23 protein-coding genes and 1 other annotated feature are annotated in these 21,279 nt (G+C 35.4%); of the genes, 15 read left to right on the forward strand and 8 right to left on the reverse strand.

Going from position 1 to position 21,279, the window contains the following annotated elements; translation table 11 throughout:
- The first annotated feature begins 17 nt into the window (after nt 1-17).
- The 14 genes from ACOI1D_RS00700 (at nt 18) to ACOI1D_RS00765 (ending at nt 13,860) form a co-directional block, all read left to right on the forward strand.
- The gene (locus tag ACOI1D_RS00700; protein ID WP_422498350.1) at nt 18-2,345 is read left to right on the forward strand and encodes an ATP-dependent RecD-like DNA helicase; all 2,328 of its coding nucleotides are present in this window, start codon (nt 18-20) and stop codon (nt 2,343-2,345) included.
- 76 nt (nt 2,346-2,421) lie between these two features.
- A complete protein-coding gene (locus ACOI1D_RS00705) occupies nt 2,422-2,610 on the forward strand; it encodes a hypothetical protein (RefSeq protein WP_422498351.1) in 189 nt (62 codons plus the stop codon).
- A 45-nt stretch (nt 2,611-2,655) separates the two neighbouring features.
- Entirely contained in the window at nt 2,656-3,723 is a 1,068-nt protein-coding gene (locus ACOI1D_RS00710; RefSeq protein WP_422498352.1) for an AI-2E family transporter, read from the forward strand.
- A gap of 75 nt (nt 3,724-3,798) precedes the next feature.
- Nucleotides 3,799-4,012 (forward strand) — a binding site (T-box leader).
- 219 nt (nt 4,013-4,231) lie between these two features.
- Nucleotides 4,232-6,874 (forward strand): alanine--tRNA ligase, encoded by a 2,643-nt coding sequence (gene alaS, locus ACOI1D_RS00715; RefSeq protein WP_422498353.1) that lies wholly within the window; start codon nt 4,232-4,234, stop codon nt 6,872-6,874.
- A gap of 95 nt (nt 6,875-6,969) precedes the next feature.
- Nucleotides 6,970-7,233 carry an IreB family regulatory phosphoprotein gene (locus tag ACOI1D_RS00720; RefSeq protein ID WP_422498354.1) on the forward strand — a complete coding sequence of 88 codons (264 nt, stop codon included), beginning with the start codon at nt 6,970-6,972 and terminating at the stop codon, nt 7,231-7,233.
- Nucleotides 7,234-7,236: 3 nt separating this feature from the next.
- On the forward strand, nt 7,237-7,650 hold the full coding sequence (gene ruvX, locus ACOI1D_RS00725) for a Holliday junction resolvase RuvX (RefSeq protein WP_422498355.1): 414 nt from the start codon (nt 7,237-7,239) through the stop codon (nt 7,648-7,650).
- 18 nt (nt 7,651-7,668) lie between these two features.
- Nucleotides 7,669-7,956: a DUF1292 domain-containing protein gene (locus tag ACOI1D_RS00730; protein ID WP_422498356.1), complete on the forward strand. Its 288-nt coding sequence runs from the start codon at nt 7,669-7,671 to the stop codon at nt 7,954-7,956.
- Between the two features lie 547 nt (nt 7,957-8,503).
- Nucleotides 8,504-9,622 carry an endolytic transglycosylase MltG gene (gene mltG, locus ACOI1D_RS00735; protein ID WP_422498357.1) on the forward strand — a complete coding sequence of 373 codons (1,119 nt, stop codon included), beginning with the start codon at nt 8,504-8,506 and terminating at the stop codon, nt 9,620-9,622.
- Nucleotides 9,623-9,744: 122 nt separating this feature from the next.
- Nucleotides 9,745-10,383, forward strand: a complete 639-nt coding sequence (locus ACOI1D_RS00740; protein ID WP_422498358.1) for an O-methyltransferase — start codon at nt 9,745-9,747, stop codon at nt 10,381-10,383.
- Nucleotides 10,384-10,406: 23 nt separating this feature from the next.
- Nucleotides 10,407-11,045 (forward strand): uridine kinase, encoded by a 639-nt coding sequence (gene udk / locus ACOI1D_RS00745; protein WP_422498359.1) that lies wholly within the window; start codon nt 10,407-10,409, stop codon nt 11,043-11,045.
- Between the two features lie 349 nt (nt 11,046-11,394).
- Nucleotides 11,395-11,871: a transcription elongation factor GreA gene (greA, locus tag ACOI1D_RS00750; RefSeq protein WP_422498360.1), complete on the forward strand. Its 477-nt coding sequence runs from the start codon at nt 11,395-11,397 to the stop codon at nt 11,869-11,871.
- Between the two features lie 221 nt (nt 11,872-12,092).
- On the forward strand, nt 12,093-12,824 hold the full coding sequence (locus ACOI1D_RS00755; protein WP_422498361.1) for a DUF1510 family protein: 732 nt from the start codon (nt 12,093-12,095) through the stop codon (nt 12,822-12,824).
- A gap of 31 nt (nt 12,825-12,855) precedes the next feature.
- Nucleotides 12,856-13,545: a 5'-methylthioadenosine/S-adenosylhomocysteine nucleosidase gene (gene mtnN / locus ACOI1D_RS00760; protein WP_422498362.1), complete on the forward strand. Its 690-nt coding sequence runs from the start codon at nt 12,856-12,858 to the stop codon at nt 13,543-13,545.
- Nucleotides 13,546-13,617: 72 nt separating this feature from the next.
- Nucleotides 13,618-13,860 carry a YrhC family protein gene (locus tag ACOI1D_RS00765; RefSeq protein ID WP_422498363.1) on the forward strand — a complete coding sequence of 81 codons (243 nt, stop codon included), beginning with the start codon at nt 13,618-13,620 and terminating at the stop codon, nt 13,858-13,860.
- On the opposite strand, the gene sigK is transcribed toward ACOI1D_RS00765, so the two are convergent.
- From sigK to ACOI1D_RS00805, 8 genes are all read right to left on the reverse strand, one after another.
- On the reverse strand, nt 13,861-14,577 hold the full coding sequence (sigK, locus tag ACOI1D_RS00770) for an RNA polymerase sporulation sigma factor SigK (protein ID WP_422498364.1): 717 nt from the start codon (nt 14,575-14,577) through the stop codon (nt 13,861-13,863).
- 121 nt (nt 14,578-14,698) lie between these two features.
- A complete protein-coding gene (mnhG, locus tag ACOI1D_RS00775) occupies nt 14,699-15,085 on the reverse strand; it encodes a monovalent cation/H(+) antiporter subunit G (protein ID WP_422498365.1) in 387 nt (128 codons plus the stop codon).
- Complete coding sequence (locus tag ACOI1D_RS00780; RefSeq protein WP_422498366.1) at nt 15,066-15,377, reverse strand: Na(+)/H(+) antiporter subunit F1; 312 nt, start codon at nt 15,375-15,377, stop codon at nt 15,066-15,068. The genes mnhG and ACOI1D_RS00780 overlap by 20 nt, the downstream gene beginning before the upstream one ends.
- Nucleotides 15,374-15,850 carry a Na+/H+ antiporter subunit E gene (locus ACOI1D_RS00785; RefSeq protein ID WP_422498367.1) on the reverse strand — a complete coding sequence of 159 codons (477 nt, stop codon included), beginning with the start codon at nt 15,848-15,850 and terminating at the stop codon, nt 15,374-15,376. The genes ACOI1D_RS00780 and ACOI1D_RS00785 overlap by 4 nt, the downstream gene beginning before the upstream one ends.
- 8 nt (nt 15,851-15,858) lie before the next feature.
- Nucleotides 15,859-17,340 (reverse strand): Na+/H+ antiporter subunit D, encoded by a 1,482-nt coding sequence (locus tag ACOI1D_RS00790; protein ID WP_422498368.1) that lies wholly within the window; start codon nt 17,338-17,340, stop codon nt 15,859-15,861.
- Nucleotides 17,333-17,674, reverse strand: coding sequence for a Na(+)/H(+) antiporter subunit C (locus tag ACOI1D_RS00795; protein WP_422498369.1), 342 nt, complete (start codon nt 17,672-17,674; stop codon nt 17,333-17,335). The genes ACOI1D_RS00790 and ACOI1D_RS00795 overlap by 8 nt, the downstream gene beginning before the upstream one ends.
- Nucleotides 17,675-20,008, reverse strand: coding sequence for a Na+/H+ antiporter subunit A (locus ACOI1D_RS00800; protein ID WP_422498370.1), 2,334 nt, complete (start codon nt 20,006-20,008; stop codon nt 17,675-17,677).
- A 247-nt stretch (nt 20,009-20,255) separates the two neighbouring features.
- Nucleotides 20,256-20,396, reverse strand: coding sequence for a sporulation histidine kinase inhibitor Sda (locus tag ACOI1D_RS00805; protein ID WP_422498371.1), 141 nt, complete (start codon nt 20,394-20,396; stop codon nt 20,256-20,258).
- 367 nt (nt 20,397-20,763) lie between these two features.
- Between ACOI1D_RS00805 and ACOI1D_RS00810 the strand changes: the two genes are divergently transcribed.
- Nucleotides 20,764-21,279: a YqeG family HAD IIIA-type phosphatase gene (locus tag ACOI1D_RS00810; protein ID WP_422498372.1), complete on the forward strand. Its 516-nt coding sequence runs from the start codon at nt 20,764-20,766 to the stop codon at nt 21,277-21,279.

Genomic DNA, 21,279 nt, shown 5'->3' on the forward strand with positions numbered 1-21,279 from the left:
ATAGTGGGGTTGTTTTGATGGGAAAAATAGAGCAATCTGGGGAACTTGATATACAAAAGTATATTAAAGGTGAGCTTCTATACACAATTTTTCATAATGCTACTGAGCATTTTTCAATTGCGAAAATTAAGGTCCTTGATACTAATGAAGAGATACAGGACAAAGAAATTGTTGTAAAGGGGCATTTCTCGAACTTACAGGAAACCAAAGACTATATTTTTTATGGAGAAATAGAGCGGCATAGTAAGTTTGGGTTACAGTATCAGGTTAGTTCTTACGAATCAAATGTACCCGATACAACAGATGGTTTAATTGCCTATTTATCAAGCGACTTATTTTATGGAATTGGTAAAAAAACTGCGAGTAAAATCATTGAACATATTGGTGAAAATGCTATTTCACAAATATTAACAAATCCAAGACTTTTAGACAGAGTAAAAGGATTGAAGCCAGATAAAGCTGAACAATTAGTAAAAACCTTACAGGAAAATGAAGGCTTTGAACATATAGTTGTAAATTTGGCTAAGTACGGCATTGGGTTAAAGCTTGCTCAAAAAATTTATCAGGTATATAAGGATGAATCAATTGAAGTACTTAAAAATGATCCGTACCAATATGTATTTAAAGTAGATGGATTTGGGTTCCAAAAGGCAGATGAAATTGCAGGAATAAATGGACTGTCGCTGACACATCCAAATCGAATTGGCGCTGGATGTATATTTGTGATGCAAAAAAGTGTGCAAGATGGTCATGTATACATGCCTATTAATAAATGTATAACAAATGTTATTCAGTTATTGGGATACTCAGGGACTGAACTCAATGACGATACTGTTGAAAAAAGGCTGGATGCATTAAACACAGAGAAGGCAATTATAATTTATGATGGTAATGTATATTTACCTTCCTTGTATTATGCAGAAGATGGTTTTGCTTCGCATGTCAAGCGACTGATTTCAAAGCCTATAGAGCAGGAAACACCGTTAGCAGAAATGATGAAGATTATTGGTGATATTGAAGAAGAGGAAACATTAAGCTATGGAAAAGAACAGTTCAATGCTATTAATCAATCTTTGCATTCTAAACTAATGATTGTAACTGGGGGTCCTGGAACAGGAAAAACGACGGTAATTAAAGGTATTGTAGATGCGTATGCAGCTATTAACGACGTTTCCGTGGATCCAGGAGATTATGAAAAAAAATCAGATTTCCCATTTGTATTAACAGCTCCAACTGGGCGGGCAGCTAAACGGCTAAATGAATCGACTGGTCTGCCTGCTGTCACCATACATCGTTTGCTTGGATGGGATGGAAATAATGGGTTTGATAAGGATCAAAATGAACCATTAACAGGAAAGTTCCTGATTGTAGATGAATTCTCAATGGTAGATATCTGGCTGGCCAACAGTTTATTTAAAGCAATACCAGATGATATGCAAGTTCTGCTGGTTGGGGATGAAGATCAATTACCCTCAGTTGGCCCTGGGCAGGTACTTACCGATCTATTAACCAGTGAGTCGATTCCACTTGTCAGCCTAAATGATGTATATAGACAAAAAGAAGGATCAAAGATTATCCAATTGGCCCATACTATTAAAAAAAACGAATGTACCGAAGAATCACTTCAAAATGATGAGGATTTTAGTTTCTTGAAATGCAATGAATACCATATGATTGATGTGATTTCAAAAGTGTTTTCTCACGCCGAGAACAAAGGTATTGAATTAAAAGACATTCAAGTATTAGCCCCAATGTATCGCTCACAAGCAGGTATAACAGTTATTAACAAAACATTGCAGACCATTGTTAATCCAAAAACAAAAGGTAAGCGGGAAGTTAAACTGTATGAAACAATTTTCCGCGTTGGTGATAAAGTATTGCAATTAGTTAACCAACCTGAAGATGGCGTTTCAAACGGTGATATTGGTGAAATTGTTGCTATCTTTTTTGAAAATGAAAATATTGAGAATGTAGAACAGATCGTTGTAAATTATGAAGGTAAAGAAGTTGTTTATGAAAGAAAAGATTATACAAACATCATGCATGCATATTGTATTTCTATCCATAAGTCACAGGGAAGTGAATTTCCAATTGTTTTATTGCCAGTTGTTTCAACATACAACCGTATGCTGCGTAAGAATTTATTATATACAGCAATTACAAGAAGTAAGCAGTCCTTAATAATATGCGGAGAAACACATGCATTTCTTCATGGAGTTAACACAATGGATACGAACAAACGTTATACCAGTCTTGTTAAACAACTTCAGAGTCGTTTATCTGATGATTTAACAAAACAAGTCAGCGAAGCAGAGGAAGAAATTTCGCCTTACGATTTCATGTAAAAATGTGTATAATATCATAAAATTTGGGTAAGCATAACATAATAATGTACAGCCATTAAAAGGAGTAGTGCTACTTATGGAATGCCCAAATTGTAATCGGAAAGACTTAGGCAAAATAGGCACCCAGCAATACTATTGCTGGAACTGTTTTATTGAAATAACAGTAGTTAATGAGGAAGTTATTATTAATCAAATTGAATCAGACGGTTCTTTAAGCTGTTTAAATGATTTGTTTACTGATGAAGAAAGAAGAATACAGTGGTGATTAGTTTTAAATATATATTACTTTTAAAACTTAGGGGCGCCCAATATGTTTAAAGAAAAGAACCAAACAACTGTTTTGTATTGGTTAATAATCGCCATTTTATGCTTCTTATTATTTTTTCTTTTTGTAAAACTGTTCCCTTTCTATGGAGCTGTTTTTTCCTTTTTAGGGAGTATTCTTTCCCCATTTCTAATAGCGTTGTTTATTGCATACCTGTTATATCCATTGGTACTGAAACTCCATTCACTTAACATTCCTAAAGGATTAACCATTCTGATCATATACATATTGTTTTTTGGTGGTATCCTATTTACCGTTAAGCAGATCTATCCACTATTTATTAGGCAACTAACTGAATTAAGTGAACAAATCCCAGAATTCACCACACTGTATAAAAATTTGATTTATCAAATGTATGAGTCCACTGCTTTTTTGCCAGAAACAGTTCATGATAAGATGGATAGTCTGTTTATGAAAATAGAAAACACCTTAGGAAAACTGATAGAAAAAATAGCAACTTCCATTACAAGGATATTTGATATAATCGTTCTGCTTACAGTAATACCTGTTCTCGTATTTTATTTCTTGAAGGACACAGATAAAATTAAGAATTGGTTCAAAAAGTGGATTCCAGAGTCCTATCACACAAGAGCACATGACGTTCTTTTTTCTATTGATAAAAGCTTGGGGAATTATATACGTGGACAGTTGTTAGTAAGTCTTTTTGTAATTGTTGCATCATTTGGTTGCTTTTATTTTTTAGGCTTAAAGTATGCTTTAGTACTTGCGATTATAGTGGGTATCTTTAATTTCATTCCTTATTTTGGCCCAATTATTGGTATGTTACCTGCAGTGGCTATCGCTTTTACGGTTTCAACACAACTAGTGTTGTTTGTGGTCATAACGGTTTTTACCATTCAATTAATTGAAAGTAACTTACTGTCACCCTATATTGTTGGAAAGAGTATTCATATTCACCCTGTAGCCATTATCTTTGCTCTGCTTATTGGAGGTGAGATTGGAGGGGTTATAGGTTTGCTGCTCGCAGTTCCAGTTCTAACTGTAACGAAGGAAATTGTTAATCAGGTTAGGTCAAAAAAACTTCTTAATTGACATCTGAAAAAAATATACTTATACTTAATTCAATTAAATTTCTAAAGGGTAAGTTAAAGGAAAAACATATTTATATTAAAAATGTTGAAGGTTCTAAGTACATGAAGTATCAAGCTTTAAAGAGAGGAATTCCCATGGCTGAGAGGAATTCTATAGCCTGAGTCATGGAAAGCTAAACTGGAGTGTGGTTAATAACCATCGGTTTCAAACCGTTATTATGATCAAGTGATGAATAACAAATCATGTTGTTCATAATTAGGGTGGTACCGCGAATAATCTCGTCCCTGCATTAATGCAGAGATGGGATTTTTTTTAATTTTAAAGCGGAATGGGCTTGTTCAGCGACGAAAAGCATAGACAAGAAACCGAAGAGGAAAAGGTTTAATCCTCGTAGTGTTTATTGACTATGTCTCGAGTCGTTAGCCCATGGAGCTGGATCTATTTTAAAGCGGAATGGGCTTGCTGTGACAGAGAGTCTGTTTATAGAAATCTATTAGGAGGAACAAGAATGAAACAATTAACATCTGCTGAAGTAAGACAAATGTATATTGATTTTTTCAAAGAAAAAGGTCATCGAGTTGAGCCTAGCGCTTCACTAGTACCTGTTGAGGATCCAACTTTATTGTGGATTAATAGTGGTGTAGCCACACTAAAAAAATATTTCGATGGCAGGGTTATTCCTGATAATCCCCGTTTAGTTAATGCTCAGAAATCAATTCGAACAAATGATATTGAAAACGTTGGATTTACCGCACGCCACCATACGTTTTTTGAAATGCTTGGAAACTTTTCAATTGGAGACTATTTTAAGAAAGAAGCAATCGAGTGGGGCTGGGAGTTTTTAACAAGTAAAAAATGGATAGGCTTTGATCCTGAACTTCTAGCTGTTACAGTTCATCCTGAAGACGATGAAGCATATAATATTTGGCTAAATGATATTAAAATACCTAAAGAACGAATTATTCGTCTAGAGGAAAACTTTTGGGACATTGGGGAAGGACCAAGTGGGCCAAATACTGAGATTTTTTTTGATCGAGGTGAAAAATACGGGAATGATCCAGATGATCCTGAGTTATACCCAGGCGGCGAAAATGATCGGTATCTCGAAATTTGGAATTTAGTATTCTCTCAGTTCAATCATAATCCTGATGATACGTATACACCATTACCTAATAAGAATATAGATACTGGAATGGGACTTGAGCGTATGGTTTGTGTTATTCAAGATACCCCTACAAACTTTGAAACAGATTTATTTATGCCGATTATAAAAGAAGTTGAAAATTTTGCAACTGTTTCATATGGGAAAACTGATCTGGCTGATACAGCTTACAAGGTAATTGCCGATCATATTAGAACTGTTACGTTTGCTATTGGAGACGGGGCTCTTCCATCCAACGAAGGGCGTGGTTATGTCTTACGCAGACTTCTCCGAAGAGCTGTGCGTTTCGCTAAACAAATAGGAATTGAAAAGCCGTTTATGTACAAACTGGTATCAAATGTAGGTGCTATTATGAAGGATTTCTACCCTGAAGTATTGAAACAACAAGAACATATTGAAAATATAGTGAAACTAGAAGAGGAGAGATTCCTTGAAACATTGCATGATGGGTTAGAGATGTTAACTACTATTATGAATGTAGAAAAAAGTAAAGGGAGTACAGTGTTCCCTGGTGAAGAAGTCTTCCGCTTATATGACACATATGGATTTCCTAAGGAGTTAACGGAAGAATATGTAAAAGAAGAAGGGTTTACTATAGACAGAGAAGGATTCGAATTAGAGATGGAACGCCAACGAGAACGAGCACGAAATGCTAGGCAAAAAACTGACTCCATGCAGGTTCAGGACGAAATCCTAAGCAAAGTTGACATAGACAGCCAATTTGTTGGATATGATCAACTGGAGGTTGAAACAACCATCTCTCATATTATTAAGGGAAAAGAATTTGTTGACACACTGCAGAAAGGTGATGTGGCGTTTGTATTTTTAAATCAAACACCTTTCTATGCGGAAAGTGGTGGACAAGTTGCGGACAATGGATGGATTTATACAGACGATGCTTCCATGTATGTTGAAACTGTTCAAAAAGCACCAAAAGGGCAACATGTACAACGCGTAATGGTTAAAAAGGGTAGTTTTAATCGTGGTATGCAAGTATCAGCATCTGTCGACAGTAACTTCCGACATGCGGTTGTCAAAAACCACACTGCAACTCACTTATTGCACCAGGCTTTAAAAGATGTTCTAGGCAGCCATGTAAATCAAGCTGGGTCACTAGTGACACCTGAAAAATTACGGTTTGACTTTTCTCATTTCGGTTCCATAAATGATGACGAAATAAAACAAATTGAAACAAAGATTAATGAAAAAATCTGGTCATCAATACCACTTGTAATTGAAAACAAAAATATTGCTGAAGCAAAAGAAATGGGGGCTATGGCATTATTTGGTGAGAAATATGGAGATGTAGTCCGCGTAGTACAAGTTAGTGATTATAGTATTGAGCTATGTGGGGGATGTCATGTTACGAATACAGCAGAAATTGGAATGATTAAAATCATCAATGAAACAGGAATAGGTGCAGGAACACGCCGTATTGAAGCAGTTTCCAGTAAATATGCGTATCATTATGTAAATGATAAACTCGATATTCTAAAAACATCAGGTGAGCTTCTAAAAACAAGTTCAGAAAATGTACCCGAAAAGATCGAGGGCTTGTTTAAAGATTTAAAAGGTATACAAAAAGAAAATGAGTCGTTAAATGCAAAGCTATCTAATCTTGAGGCATCGTCAATCTTGGATAGAGTCACAGAGGTCAATGGTGTCCCATTATTAGCTGAACAAGTAAACGTAAAGGATATTAACCAACTAAGAGCAATGGTAGACGATTTAAAACAGAAGATGGAGTCTGGTATAATCCTATTAGCTACAGACAATGATAGTAAAGTCCAACTAGCTTCAGGTGTATCAAAAGACTTAATTGAAAAAGGACTACATGCAGGAAACTTAATCAAGGGAGCTGCCAAGCTATGTGGCGGTGGTGGAGGTGGCCGTCCTGATATGGCACAAGCAGGCGGGAAAGATCCAAGCAAAATTAGTGAAGCACTGTCTTACGCTAGCAAATATGTAAGTGAAACTGTTAACAACTAATTGGTTCGTATGATTCATAGTATAAAAAGATATAATAATATTTCCAAACATGTTAATATGATGGGAGAAGGTAAAACTTGGAATGAGGTGTCACTATGAGCTCGATTGATAAAACAATGAAATTTAACTTTTCAGAGGAACCATTTGATCAAGATATAAAAGAAATTTTGTTTACAGTCCATGAAGCACTTAATGAAAAAGGCTACAATCCAATTAATCAAATTGTGGGTTATTTATTGTCTGGTGACCCCGCGTATATACCGAGATATAATGATGCGCGAAATATTATTCGTAAGCTTGAGAGAGACGAATTAATAGAAGAATTGGTTAAATTTTATCTAGATCATCAAGAGGAATAGTAAATGATAATTTTAGGGCTGGATGTGGGCTCAAAAACGATAGGTGTAGCAGTTAGTGATGCACTGGGCTGGACAGCGCAGGGTGTGACTACGATCAAATGGAAAGAAAACGATCGTAAGTCGGCTGATGCAGAATTGAAAGCAATTATTGAAAAGTATGAAGCCGATGAAATTGTAATAGGGTTGCCAAAGCACATGAATGGGAGTATAGGTGAACGCGGAGAAGCGTGTATAGCCTATGCTAAACATGTGGAAAAAACACATAAGATACCTACAAATTTATGGGATGAACGGCTTTCAACTGTTGCCGCAGAACGTGTTCTTCTGGAAGCGGATATGAGCAGAAAGAAAAGGAAAAAAGTTATTGATAAAATGGCGGCTGTAATGATCCTACAGGGCTATTTAGATAAAAAGTGAAGAAGGAGTGACTAGTTAATGGCATTAGATGAAAAAGAACGTATTGTAATACCAGATGAGAATGGTGAGGAACACTTATTTGAAGTATTATTTACATTTGACGTAGACGAAACAGAGCAATCGTATATCGCGGTTGTCCCAGTGGAACAAAAAGACGATGAAGAAGTAGAGGTTTATGCATTTCGTTATCAGGAAAAAGAGGCTGACGATGACGATCTATCTCTATTCCCTATTGAATCAGATGAAGAATGGGAAATGGTTGAAGAGATGTTAAATACTCTTGCAGATGAAGAATCAGAACAATAGGATTTACTTTATAGCACTAAAAGAGTCTGGTGTGTTCATGACATCAGACTCTTTTTAATTTCTTTACTGCCAATAAACGTGCCCTTACGCTCTTGTTCGTGCTATTAAAAAAATAGCTCTTTTCGCAAGTTTTGTTGCTTTTTAATCTTCGCAGTTGATACAAAATGCGACGTAGTGAAAATTTTTCCGACGCCCTGCAATCGTTGCGGAAAAATCACTACGCGCACCTTAGGGCTTGCGCTGGGAGCCACAGCTAGACATCTCCGCTAACACGATGTTTCAGCAGTGCTGTGTGGCTCACTTACTATTATGATAGTTGACTTACGCTGAGGACCGTTGACTCCAGCTTAGAACAGCACGAGGCTATGGGCCGTACCCGCGGAAAGCAACCCAGCGCATATGTCGCAGTTTATAGATTTTTATGTCAAAAACAACTATTCTTTAGAAAACAGCCTTAAAAACAGAAAACTATCAAATTCCTTTTTAACCATAGATATTCTGGCTATTTTTTAGTATAATGTAGCGGATGAGAGGAGTTAATTTACTTATGTTCAAGAAGAAAGATCCAGGCAGTTATACGGACAACCTAATAAAACGTAGTGATGATGCAAAGACAGTCCGTAAAATTGTTACTATCGTAATAATATCTTTGATTTTGATTCTCCTTGTAGGTGGAGTCTCTGGATACATGTATATAAAGTCTGCACTCCAACCCGTGAATCCAGAAAGTGAGAAAGAGATTAATGTTGAAATTCCAATGGGTTCGTCTACATCTGATATTGCATCTATATTAGAAGACAAAGGAATTATCAAAGATGCACGTGTACTTCGCTTTTACATAAAGTTTAAAAATGAATCAAATTTTCAAGCCGGTAAATATACATTTAACCCTTCAATGAAATTAGATGAAATAATAGAATCACTGAAAAAGGGAAAGGTTTTAAGAGAACCAAAATATACTGTTACTATCCCTGAGGGGAAATCAATAAGCCAAATGGCAGAAATATTTTCTAAAAAGTTACCAATTAGTAAAGAAGCCTTTTTAAAAGAAGTAAATAATGTAAACTATATTGAAACGTTAATTGATAACTATCCTTCAATATTATCAAAAGAAATTTTGAATCCCGATATACGGACCCCTTTGGAAGGGTATTTATTTGCCGCGACCTATGACTTTTATGAAGAAAAGCCTAGTGTTTATACTATCGTAGAAAAAATGCTTAGGAAGACTGAGTCAGTAGTCGAACCATATTTAGATGACATATCATCACGGGAGCTTACTGTTCACGAAGCGTTAACAATGGCATCTTTAGTAGAAAATGAAGCACAAACAGTTGAACAACGCAAAAAGATTGCTGGTGTTTTTTATAATAGATTAGATAAAGGAATGCCTTTACAGACAGACCCTACTGTACAATATGCGATAGGTAGCCATAAAGAAAAGGTACTTCTAAAGGACTTAGAAGTGGTCTCCCCCTACAATACTTACAAGATAAAGGGGTTACCAGTTGGTCCAATCTCAAATTTCTCTGAGAGTTCTTTAAAAGCTGTTCTTCAACCAGAGGAATCTAAGAACATTTATTTCCTGCATGATGATAAAGGAAATATTCATTACTCAGAGACGTATGAAAAGCATTTGCAGTTAAAAGATAGGTATATTGACTAGCTAAAATAGAAACAGTTAATTAGTACTTTAAATCAATTAGGAAGTGTGGATTTGAAATTCACATTTCCCGTTTTTTTGTCATTACAGCTATTGAAGTTAGTTTGAATAGAGGAGAAACGCCTATGCATGATGAACTACTTAAAAAATACCTGCAAGAATCACTCCCTTTAAATAAAGAGTGGGTAGATAACTTGGAATTTTATGCAAAGGAAAATCATGTTCCGATCATGGATCCTGTTAGCATGCATTTTTTACAACAACTCATTCGTATTCACAAACCAGAACGTATATTGGAAATTGGAACAGCAATAGGCTATTCTGCTCTACGAATGCAGCAAGCGAATCCAGAGGCATTTATTACAACGATAGAACGGGACGAAGAACGTTATAAATACGCGGTAAAAGTAATAGAAGAACAAAATAGGTTAAATCAAATAAACGTTATATTTGGAGATGCCCTTGAAGTTGTCAAGGAGGTTGTCAGTTACAAGTCTTTTGATCTGTTGTTTATTGATGCTGCTAAAAGTCAATACCAACGATTTTTTGAATTGTACAGTACTGCTGTTCGAAAAGGTGGATTAATTATATCCGATAATGTATTATTCAAAGGGTATGTTGCGAACCCGAGCAATGACAATCAACGTGTTTCTAAGATTGCCAATAAAATTAATAACTACAACAAGTGGTTACTAAACAACGATAAATTTCATACAACAATAGTTCCAATTGGTGATGGAATAGCAATTAGCATTAAAAAATAGTACTAAAGGAGTGCACACCGAACATGCGAGATAAGCCAGTAGTTATTGGAGTGGCTGGAGGTAGTGGGAGTGGGAAAACCACTGTTACACGGTCAATCTGCAAACGATTTTCTGATAAGACTATTCTAGTAATCGAGCAAGATTACTACTATAAAGATCAGAGCCATTTACCATTTGAGGAACGATTAAATACAAACTATGATCATCCATTGGCGTTTGACAATGATTTATTAATCGAACATTTGCAAGAGCTAATGATGCATCAATCTATTAGTAAACCAGTTTATGATTATAAGATTCATACACGTTCGAGTGAGTCAGTTGTGGTTGAACCAAAGGAAGTAATCATACTTGAGGGGATTTTGATTCTGGAGGATCCGCGATTAGTCGACTTAATGGATATAAAAGTATTTGTTGATACAGATGCTGATATACGGATCATAAGACGTATGATGCGTGATATTAAAGAGCGTGGCAGGTCACTTGACTCGGTAATTGATCAATATGTCAATAATGTACGTCCCATGCATTTACAATTTGTAGAACCTACAAAACGCTATGCTGATATCATAATACCTGAAGGTGGACAAAATCATGTAGCAATTGATATAATGGCTACTAAAATTGAAAATATATTGGCGAGAAATCAGTCAAGACAATAATAAGGATGGCAACCTACATTTAAAAAGTAGCAGTTGGTGACTGATCTAAATGAAAAAGTATTGAAAATTTAAATAAAATCTGGCATAGTAATGATTAGAGAATGTTTTTTAACATAAGTTTTAGTTGATAGCAGTAAAATGCTACAAGGCTTTCAGAGCGATAAGCCAAATTTTCTAACCGGGCGTACATACTTGTGCTGCTCATTTTTATACTAGGTCAAAATATATACAGATTTTTTAAAAGGTTTACATTATAAGAAAAACGATGGCTCTTGACTTAAATGCAGGTCGCGCCAAGCTTTTCCAGTATGTAATTTTTTACTGTAGACAAAAAAAGGAGTGTAAGTTAATGGCTGTAGAGAAAAGCTATTATATGACAGAAGAGGGAAAATCAAAGTTAGAGAAAGAATTGCATCATTTAAAGACTGAACGCAGACAGGAAGTTGTAGAACGAATAAAAGTGGCCCGCGATTTCGGGGATCTTTCAGAGAACTCGGAGTATGATGCAGCTAAAGAAGATCAAGCATTTGTTGAATCCCGTATATCTCAAGTAGAAAAAATGATTCGCAACGCTGTTATTATTGAAAACGATAACGATAATCCAGATATTGTATCACTTGGTAAATCTGTGACATTCCAGGAATTACCTAGTGGTGAAGAAGAAACGTATACAATTGTTGGTAGTGCAGAAGCTGACCCATTCGAAGGGAAAATTTCAAATGATTCTCCAATGGCGAAAAGTCTGTTAGGGCATCAAAAAGGCACTGAGGTAACCGTAGTGACACCAGGTGGAGATATACAGGTGAAAATTGTGGGTGTAAATTAGAAATAATTACTTTTATTAACAAAGGCGGGATAGAGCTATCTCGCCTTTTTCATCGTCTATTTAAAAGTTAATTATAGGGCGATCCAGGTGACGGTGGCGACTTTTTCTACCCCATCATACTTCTTAAGGCTAGTTCATAAGATTCATTCTTAATATGACATATTAAATAAAGTTAAAAATATGATATTATAATAGCATGTCTGAAGGAGGATAATTAAACGATGAATGATTTTGATACTAATTCAAGGGTAGATAAATTTGAAAAGAGAAGAAAAAATACGAAGTCTATTTCTATATTTTTGGTTTTAGGTGGATTATTAATTATCGTTTTGCTTGGCGTATTTATATTTGGCGGAGATGACAAAGAAAAAGCAGAAAGTGGACAACCTTCTACTGAACCAACCAGCGAAGATAATTCAACTGATAATGGACAATCAAATTCAGAAAAAGAGGAAGCACCTACGGATCAAGAGAATGATGCAGCAGATGATCAGGATAAAGACAATACAACATCAGAAGATACCAGCACAAGTGGGGCCGAAGACGATCCAGAGAAAAGTGATGAAAAAACAACTGAAGATGGCAGCACGGATAGCAGTGGTATAAATAAAGAATCAGTTGCAGGTTCCGGAGACAATGTTAAAGAAGCGTACACTGCAGATTGGGAACCTATTGGAACAGAGCAGGAAGGTACTCATACTAAAAACTTTGATGAAGGTACTCAAGATCGAATTGAAATGGAAAAAGCACTCCGATTGGCCACAGGTCTACAAGATGGAGATATGATAACATGGTGGCTTCATAATGCTGGTGGACAGGAAGTAATAGGTACCGTTTCTAGCAAGGCACAAGAAGAAACGTATCGTGTTTACCTCACATGGGTAGATAATAAGGGGTGGAAACCAACAAAAGTGGAAATTCTTAAGGTTAACGACAAAAAAAATAATTCTTAACATCGTATGAAAGATTTTGTGGAGGTATATAATGACTATTGGAATAATTGGTGCAATGGATGAAGAAGTGGAGCTATTAAAAGAGAGCATTACAAATAAAAACGAACAAACAGTTGCCAATTGTTTGTTCGTAACAGGGCTTTTGGGCGGTAAAGAAGTAGTCCTACTAAAGTCAGGTATCGGAAAAGTAAACGCTGCTATGGCAACTACTATTTTGCATGAGCGTTTTCATCCAACCTATATCATTAATACTGGTTCTGCCGGTGGTTTTGCGGAAGAATTAGAAATTGGTGATATTGTTGTATCTTCCCACGTTACACATCATGATGTAGACGTAACAGCCTTTAATTACGCTTATGGTCAGGTACCCGGTATGCCGGCTATGTTCGCAGCAGATTCAAAACTGGTCTCAATAGCATTGAATGTAGCCAATTCTCTATCAGTCACGGCTAAAGAAGGTATAATAGCAACTGCGGATACCTTCATGAGCGATCTTAATCATGTAAAACGAATTAAAGAGATATTTCCAAGTATGATTGCCGCAGAAATGGAAGCTGCAGCAGTTGCACAAGTGAGTTACCAGTACAATACACCTTTTGTGGTTATACGTGCACTTTCAGATATAGCGGGTAAAGAATCATCCGTTTCCTTCGATGCATTTATAGATAAGGCAGCTAAGAATGCTGCAACTCTAATTATGAAAATGATTAAGGAACTTTAACTATTACCATATATTGCTTTATAAAAACCTCTCTCTTTCATGGTACGATTCATGTTGGGGAGGTTTTTTACTATGCATAACAAACAAAAGTATTTAGAAAACAAGCGTAAAGACTATCATTCATTTATTCAGACTTTATTTATTCTTACTATCTATTTTTATATAGGTTTTGTTATAGATATTTATGAGAGGCCACTAACCAATCACACGGATATTCTTACAGTATTATTATTGTCTTCTTTAACAGTGTTAACATTTTCTATAGTTAAATATAATCATATCAAACAGCAATTAGAAGAGGATAATCAAGCGTGATTATCCTCTGTTTCTTTTAGGATTTTCCTGTTTAAAGTACTCATGAAATACTTTCATTAATGCTCGTTTTTCGATGCGGGAAACGTAGCTTCTAGATATATTTAGCATCTTGGCAATTTCCCGTTGTGTCATTTCCTGATAATTGTTTAGACCATATCGATAGATAATTACTTCTCTTTCTCTTTCGTCTAATATAGAGAAATACTTTTTCATCTTGTCTAATTCCATATGTAATTGAATGTATTCAATTACATCCTCTGATTCTGTTTCCAAAATATCGATTAAGCTTATTTCGTTTCCTTCTTTGTCCTGACCGATTGGATCGTGCAAAGAGACGTCTTTTTTGACCTTTTTCAAAGCTCTTAAGTGCATCAAAATTTCGTTTTCAATACAACGGGCAGCATAGGTGGCTAGTTTTGTTCCCTTGTCTGGTGAGAAACTTTCGATGCCTTTAATTAATCCTATTGTCCCTATTGAAATTAGATCTTCCATATCTTCTCCTGTGTTTTCAAACTTCTTGACGATGTGAGCAACCAAACGAAGATTGTGTTCGATAAGCATATTTCTAGCATGCCCATCGCCGTTTTGCATAGCTTTTATAAACTTCGCTTCTTCATCAGGTGGAAGTGGTTGCGGGAACGCATGATTTTTTACATATGAAACGAAAAAGAGCGTTTCTTTTATTAATAATGCAAGAACGCTTAAAATACTCGACAAATCATACACCTCCTGACATTGCCACTAGGCATTGGCCTATAATTTATCTATATGTCAGAGGGGGGAGTTTAGTGTATGTCCGGATAAAGAAGACAAATAAAAAGTGACTATTGTCTAATAGTCACTTTTCGTTCAGGGATTCCTTTATTCTTTTTTGAATAGCTTCTTCATATGCGTCATTTTGGTTAAAGGTTACTGGTTTTACACCATTTCGATGTGCTGCTCTGGAAATCATATGAGATGAAACTGGAGCAGTTAACATGGTAAATACAATGGCTAGAAGTAACTTTCCACTAATTATTGATTGGGCTACGTACAGATACAAAAATGATCCTATTAGCACCCCAGCTATTCCTAATGTTGCTGCCTTTGTTGCAGCATGCAGACGAGTAAATATATCTGGAAATCTTATTACACCTATCGCACTTGATAAAAGAAAGAATGTACCAGACAATATTAAAAAACTAATAGCAAAGTTTAAAATAATTTTAATCCAAATTTCTATCAATGATAACACCCTTTTCAAGAAATTTTGCGATTGCCAACGTGCCGATAAACAAAAGAATTCCTATTAACAGTATAACGTCGTTAAAGTTTGTTGAATTTAGTTTAATTGCCATCAGGGCAGCTAATCCCATTAAACCCATACCAATCGTATCCAGGGCAACTGCACGGTCTGCATTAGATGGGCCAACAATTATACGATATAAAAGTAACACTAATGAAATAGCAATTCCAATTATTGAGAGTAACGTTGAATAATAAAGTAAACTTTCAGTTAGATTTAGAAGCTCATTCATCGTGTAACCTCCATTATCGCTTTTTCAAAAGTATTTTTGATCTCTGCTATGGCCTCATCAATGTCATCAATGTCCATTGCATGAATATATAGATGTGTGTTGTCTTCCGAGATTGCTACTGTTAATGTTCCGGGTGTTAATGTAATTAAGTTTGCCAGCAAAGTAATTTCCCAATTACTTTTCAACTGTGTAGGCATTGCAAAGATTGCAGGCTCAAATTCTGGCTTTCGCTTATAGACTAATTTAATAATGTCTAAGTTAGCTGATATTAATTCCTTGATGAACAAAAGAACTAGCTGTATAGTCTTGAAAAACCGTTTTAGGTAAAATGAATCTGGAATAAAACGATTTAACACTAACAACAATAGTATCCCAAGCATATAACCACCTATAAAGCTAGCCGTTGTGTATGTCTCTTTTAAGAACATCCACATTACTGCAACGATCAAGTTGATTACAATCTGAAATGTCATAAGCTTATTTACTCCTTTAAAACAGCATCAATATATATATCTGGGTCTAGCAGATAAGAAGAAATTTCCTGAATCGTAGGATAAACGAACTCAGCACCTACACCTAGAATAACAGAAAATGTAAGCAAAAAGATAATTGGTCCAATTAATCCTTTTGTTGATTTTAGGTTTGACTCAAACTCTGGATTCTTTTCACCCCAGAATCCTTTGATAAAGATTTTCATTATTGAATACAAAATTAACAAGCTTGACAATAACGCAATAATGACTATGGCAATTTCACCATCTGCCAAAGCGCCTTTTAACAATAATAATTTCCCTATAAACCCACTAAATGGAGGAATACCAGCTAGAATAAAAGCAGCCAGAAATAAAAGCCATCCAAGAACAGGATAGTAATGAATCAGACCGCCCATCTTTCTTAGGTCTGATGTACCAGCTACATATGCGATTGTACCAACCAGGAGGAACAAGGCACATTTTATGATCATATCGTGAATCAAATAATAGACTGAACCGCTCATTGCGTCCTGATTAAATACACCTATACCCATAATGATAAAACCAATAGCGGGAATGATGTTGTAGGCTATTATAAGCTTTACATTATTCGTTGAGAGGGCGCCTAGGATACCAAATATCATTGACAAACCTGCGATCCAAATAAATGTTTGGTGTGTTAAATCAAGCTTGTAAACAAATATCAGTGAAAATACACGTAATATCGAGTAAATGCCTACCTTTGTTAATAATGCACCAAATAAAGCAGAAACGACTGGGTTAGGAACAACATACGATTTTGGCATCCAGTAGAACAACGGAAATAATGCTGCTTTTGTAGCAAATACGAAAAAGAACAAAATCCCTATTGTTGTTAAAATTCCTTTTTGATCAACTTCTTGAACACGCTCAGCAATATGCGCCATATTAACCGTTCCAACAACTCCATACAAAAATGCTACAGCTGTAACAAAAAGTATAGAAGAGAAGAGGTTGATCAATACATACTTTATCGACTCACGAAGTTGCACTTTGCCTCCACCGAGAACTATTAAAGCGTAGGAGGCCATCAATAACACCTCAAAAAATACAAATAAATTAAAAAGATCTCCCGTTAAAAAAGCCCCTGATACACCTGTAATCAAAAAGAACATAAACGAGTAAAAGTAATGTTGCTCTTGTTTTAATGTCATAGAATGAGGTGCATAAAAAGCACATGCTGTAAGAATAATATTTGTTGTTAAAACAAGAATTATTGCAAGCGGATCAGCTACTAAAATTATTCCGTATGGAGCAGGCCATGCTCCAGTCTCCAGTATAATAGTTCCTCTATTAATAACCTGCCAGGTAATATATGACACAATTAACAGACTGGAAATGGAAAAAATTTTGGTCCATAATCTCACTAATTCAACTTTTTTTGGAAAGAAAGCAAGAATTATACCAGCTAATAATGGAATGATGATTGGTAATACTGCTAAATTACTCATTTTCGCTACTACCCCTTAATTTATCCATGTTATCTGTTTCATTATCATTTGCAGCTCGGTATGCCAAAACCAGTAGTAGGCTGGTTACGCCAAAGCTGATTACAATTGATGTTAGAATTAAAGCCTGTGGTAATGGATCTGTATAATTGGTAACCCCTTCTTGAAGAATAGGAGCCTTTCCGTCTTTTAATTTACCCATTGTTAAAATAAATAGATGTGCACCATGTGACAGAAGGGCTGTACCAATAATAATACGTATAAGTTGTTTTTGAAGGAGGTTGTATATACCTGCAGCAAATAATAGCCCTGCAAGTATACAAATGATAATTTCCATTTATTCTGCCTCCTTTTTTCGCTTTATTTTAATGAGGCTGTAGATTGCAAGGGCTGCGATACCTAATACAGTTATCTCAAATAACGTATCAAGCCCACGCATATCCACCAATATCACATTGACTACGTTATCACCGCCACCTAAAGAGTGGGAAGTGTGTATGAAATATTCTGCAATAGAATCAAACCAATCACTACTATGGGCAGAAATTCCGATTAATGTCATCATTGTGCCGAAGCTTAAAGATATAACTGCATTTAATAGTTTAGACTTTTTAGATTCCTTAGGGACCTGTAACTTCGGTAAGTGGAAAAAGCATAATAGAAACAATGCAACTGTTATTGTTTCAATAACAAGTTGTGTTAATGCTAAATCCGGAGCTCGATAGATGACAAACAGAATTGCGACTCCATAACCCACTACACCCAGAACAAGTATTGCAGCAACATTATGTTTTGCAAAAATTGTTCCAATTGCTGCAGCAATCATAACGGCAACTACAGTAAGCTCGATAGTTGTCACATTCAATGTCTCATCAGGCTCAAAGAAGAAGCCTCCTGTTAAGCCCATAATAATAAAAGTAAATGCCACTGTAGTACTTAATATCAATGCCACATACAGCTTTAGTGAACCATTCATATAAAACCCAGTTACTTTTTGGGAATAAACTTCTAATTTTTCTAAGATTGCATCGTAAGCCCTATTTAGACTTAACTTACCAGGAAAGAAAGAATAAACACCAGTCCATCTTTTGCGTGTAAGAACTAATAAGGTGCCTAGACCAACCACGATCAATGACATATAGAATTGCGGTTCCCATCCATGCCAGTAGGCAATATGTTTATGTGTTTCTACACCGCTTATAGCCTCAGCAGCATGTGCCAAAAATGTTCCATTGAACAAATTAGGAAATAGTCCGATGATAATGACCAGACTCACTAACAGGATAGGAGAGATCAGCATGCCTAGTGGTGCTTCATGCGGTTTCTTTGGCAATTCTTTCTCTTTATGTTTGCCTGCAAAGACGCCAAACAGGAAATACATTGAATAAACAAATGTAAAAATACTTCCCAAAACAGCTAGCCAAGGAATGATCATAATAAGCCATTCTGCAAAAGCGCCGACATTTTCATTTAAATGAAGACTAGATTTAAAGAAAAGTTCTTTACTATAAAAACCATTTAGAAATGGAAGTGGTACACCGGCCATTGAAAAAGTACCAAATAACGCTAAAGTTGCTGTTATCGGCATAAAGGTAAGTAATCCGCCTAGTTTACGTATGTCCCTTGTACCAGTTTCATGATCCACGATCCCAGCAACCATAAACAGACTCCCTTTAAAAGTCGCATGGTTTAAGATATGGAATACAGCAGCGAATACAGCTAGCTTTGTACCAAATCCTAGCATAGCCATAATCATACCCAACTGACTTATAGTTGAAAAAGCCAGAATAGCCTTTAAATCAGTTTGTCTAACTGCCATATAAGATCCCCAGCATAATGTGACAATACCTGCAATGGTGACAATAATAAAGAACCATTCGTAACCTGCAAATATAGGTGAGAACCTAGCTACAAGAAATAATCCGGCTTTAACCATCGTAGCAGAATGGAGATAGGCACTAACAGGGGTAGGTGCTTCCATTGCATCTGGTAGCCAAATATGAAAAGGAAACTGAGCAGATTTGGTAAATGCCCCCATAAGAATAAACCCAAGAATTAATGGGAGATAAGCGCTATTTAGGATAACCTCTTTTTGATCGATCATTGCTTGAATACTCGTGGTATCTGTAATGATTGATAAGAGAATAAATCCACCAAACATACTTAAACCACCTAAAATAGTGATCAGCATAGACTTTAATGCACCATAGCGCGACCGTTCATTAAAGTGCCAATAGCCAATTAACAAAAAGGAAGATATAGAAGTCAACTCCCAAAATGTATAGAGAACAAAAACATTGTCTGATAGGACAACTCCAAGCATTCCTGCCATAAACAATATCAAATAGACATAAAAATGTCCTAAACGTTCAGTTTTATCGAGGTAATAGATCGAGTACAGAACAACTAATGCACCAATGCCGCTTATTAATAAGACAAAAAGCAGACTTAAACCATCCAGGTAAAAATCTAGATTTATGGACAAAGAAGGTATCCAATAATAGGTTTTTTTGATAGGCGAGAAGTTAGTACCGATAAACTGGATAAAGTAGAGAAAAATTACGAAAGGGACAAAGAAGACAAATATTCCTGTATGTACCTTATGTTTAACTTTGCTTAAGAATGGAATTAAGCAGGCAATTAGAAGTGGAAGTAAAACTGCGAAAATCATCTAATTGGATTCCTCCTTGAATAATATAAAATCATTTTTTAACTTTGATGAGAATTTTTGTAAAAGAATAGTAAAATACACCGTACAGTAAGTATAAACTGTAATTAGATTTTATGATAGTGGATAAGCTATTCTCAAGCTAATAATACTCAAAAGATAGCTTATCATAAGTTTGGTCATTGAAAAATAAAAAACCCTTATCATTAACAAATAATGATAAGGGTAACCATAGTTAATTTTAAAATAACTATCCAGAGCATTTCATTTTATGGGTCAGTCTTCTTTTGTGGATTTCTTTTTCAATTAAATAAATGAAGTCGGGGCTTAGCTTTAATTCATATGCTTTATGGTATGATTCTAGTAATAATTCATCGGATAAGTGATTCATGAACTATAGCCCTCCTAAATTGTATTACGGTTTATTACTTAATGTACGTTTAATTTACCATGAAACCCTTGATAGGACAAGGTATTAGTTATCTACAACGCCCTGTAGATAACTTGTGAATAAAAAGTGAAAAAAATGTCGTATCACCTGATTTATAAGTGTTTCCATTGTGAGTAAAGTTATCCACAACGAGAAAAATAGGGGAATTTGTCGAACGTTTTTTAACAATTTATAGTTGTTTTTCGCATATAATTGGACCTTTGATAAAAGACAAATTTCGCTAGTAGTTCAAAATTATGTTAAATTGTTATAGGATATAGTATATAATGGACTATTCTTGATCTTAGTTAATAATGAGGTGTAAACATTGTTAAAGAAATTTTTACCAAATGAACATGTGAAACAGGTATTTGATATTCATCCCTCTAAACTGAAACAAAAAGGTATTAAAGGTATTATAACTGATCTTGACAATACATTAGTTGCCTGGGATGTTCAGGACGCTACCCCTGAAATCATTAACTGGTTTAAACAAATGAAGGATTATGATATTAAAGTAACAATTATTTCAAATAATAACCAAGAACGTGTGAAAATTTTCTCGGAACCTTTAGATGCGCCTTTTGTTTACAGCGCAAGGAAACCATTAAGCCGTGCATTTAAGACAGCCGCCAAACAAATGGGGCTAAATAAACAGGACATTGTTGTAGTTGGTGACCAATTATTAACAGATGTGCTGGGTGGGAACTTTGCAGGTTTTTATACCATATTGGTCCTTCCTATTGTACAAACAGATGGTAAAATTACACAGTTTAATCGAAAAATAGAACGTAGAATACTAAACTATATGAGGAAAAAAGGCAAGATAACCTGGGAGGAGTAA

The organism is Virgibacillus sp. DJP39 (assembly GCF_049310925.1).
Taxonomy (GTDB): domain Bacteria; phylum Bacillota; class Bacilli; order Bacillales; family Amphibacillaceae; genus Virgibacillus_F.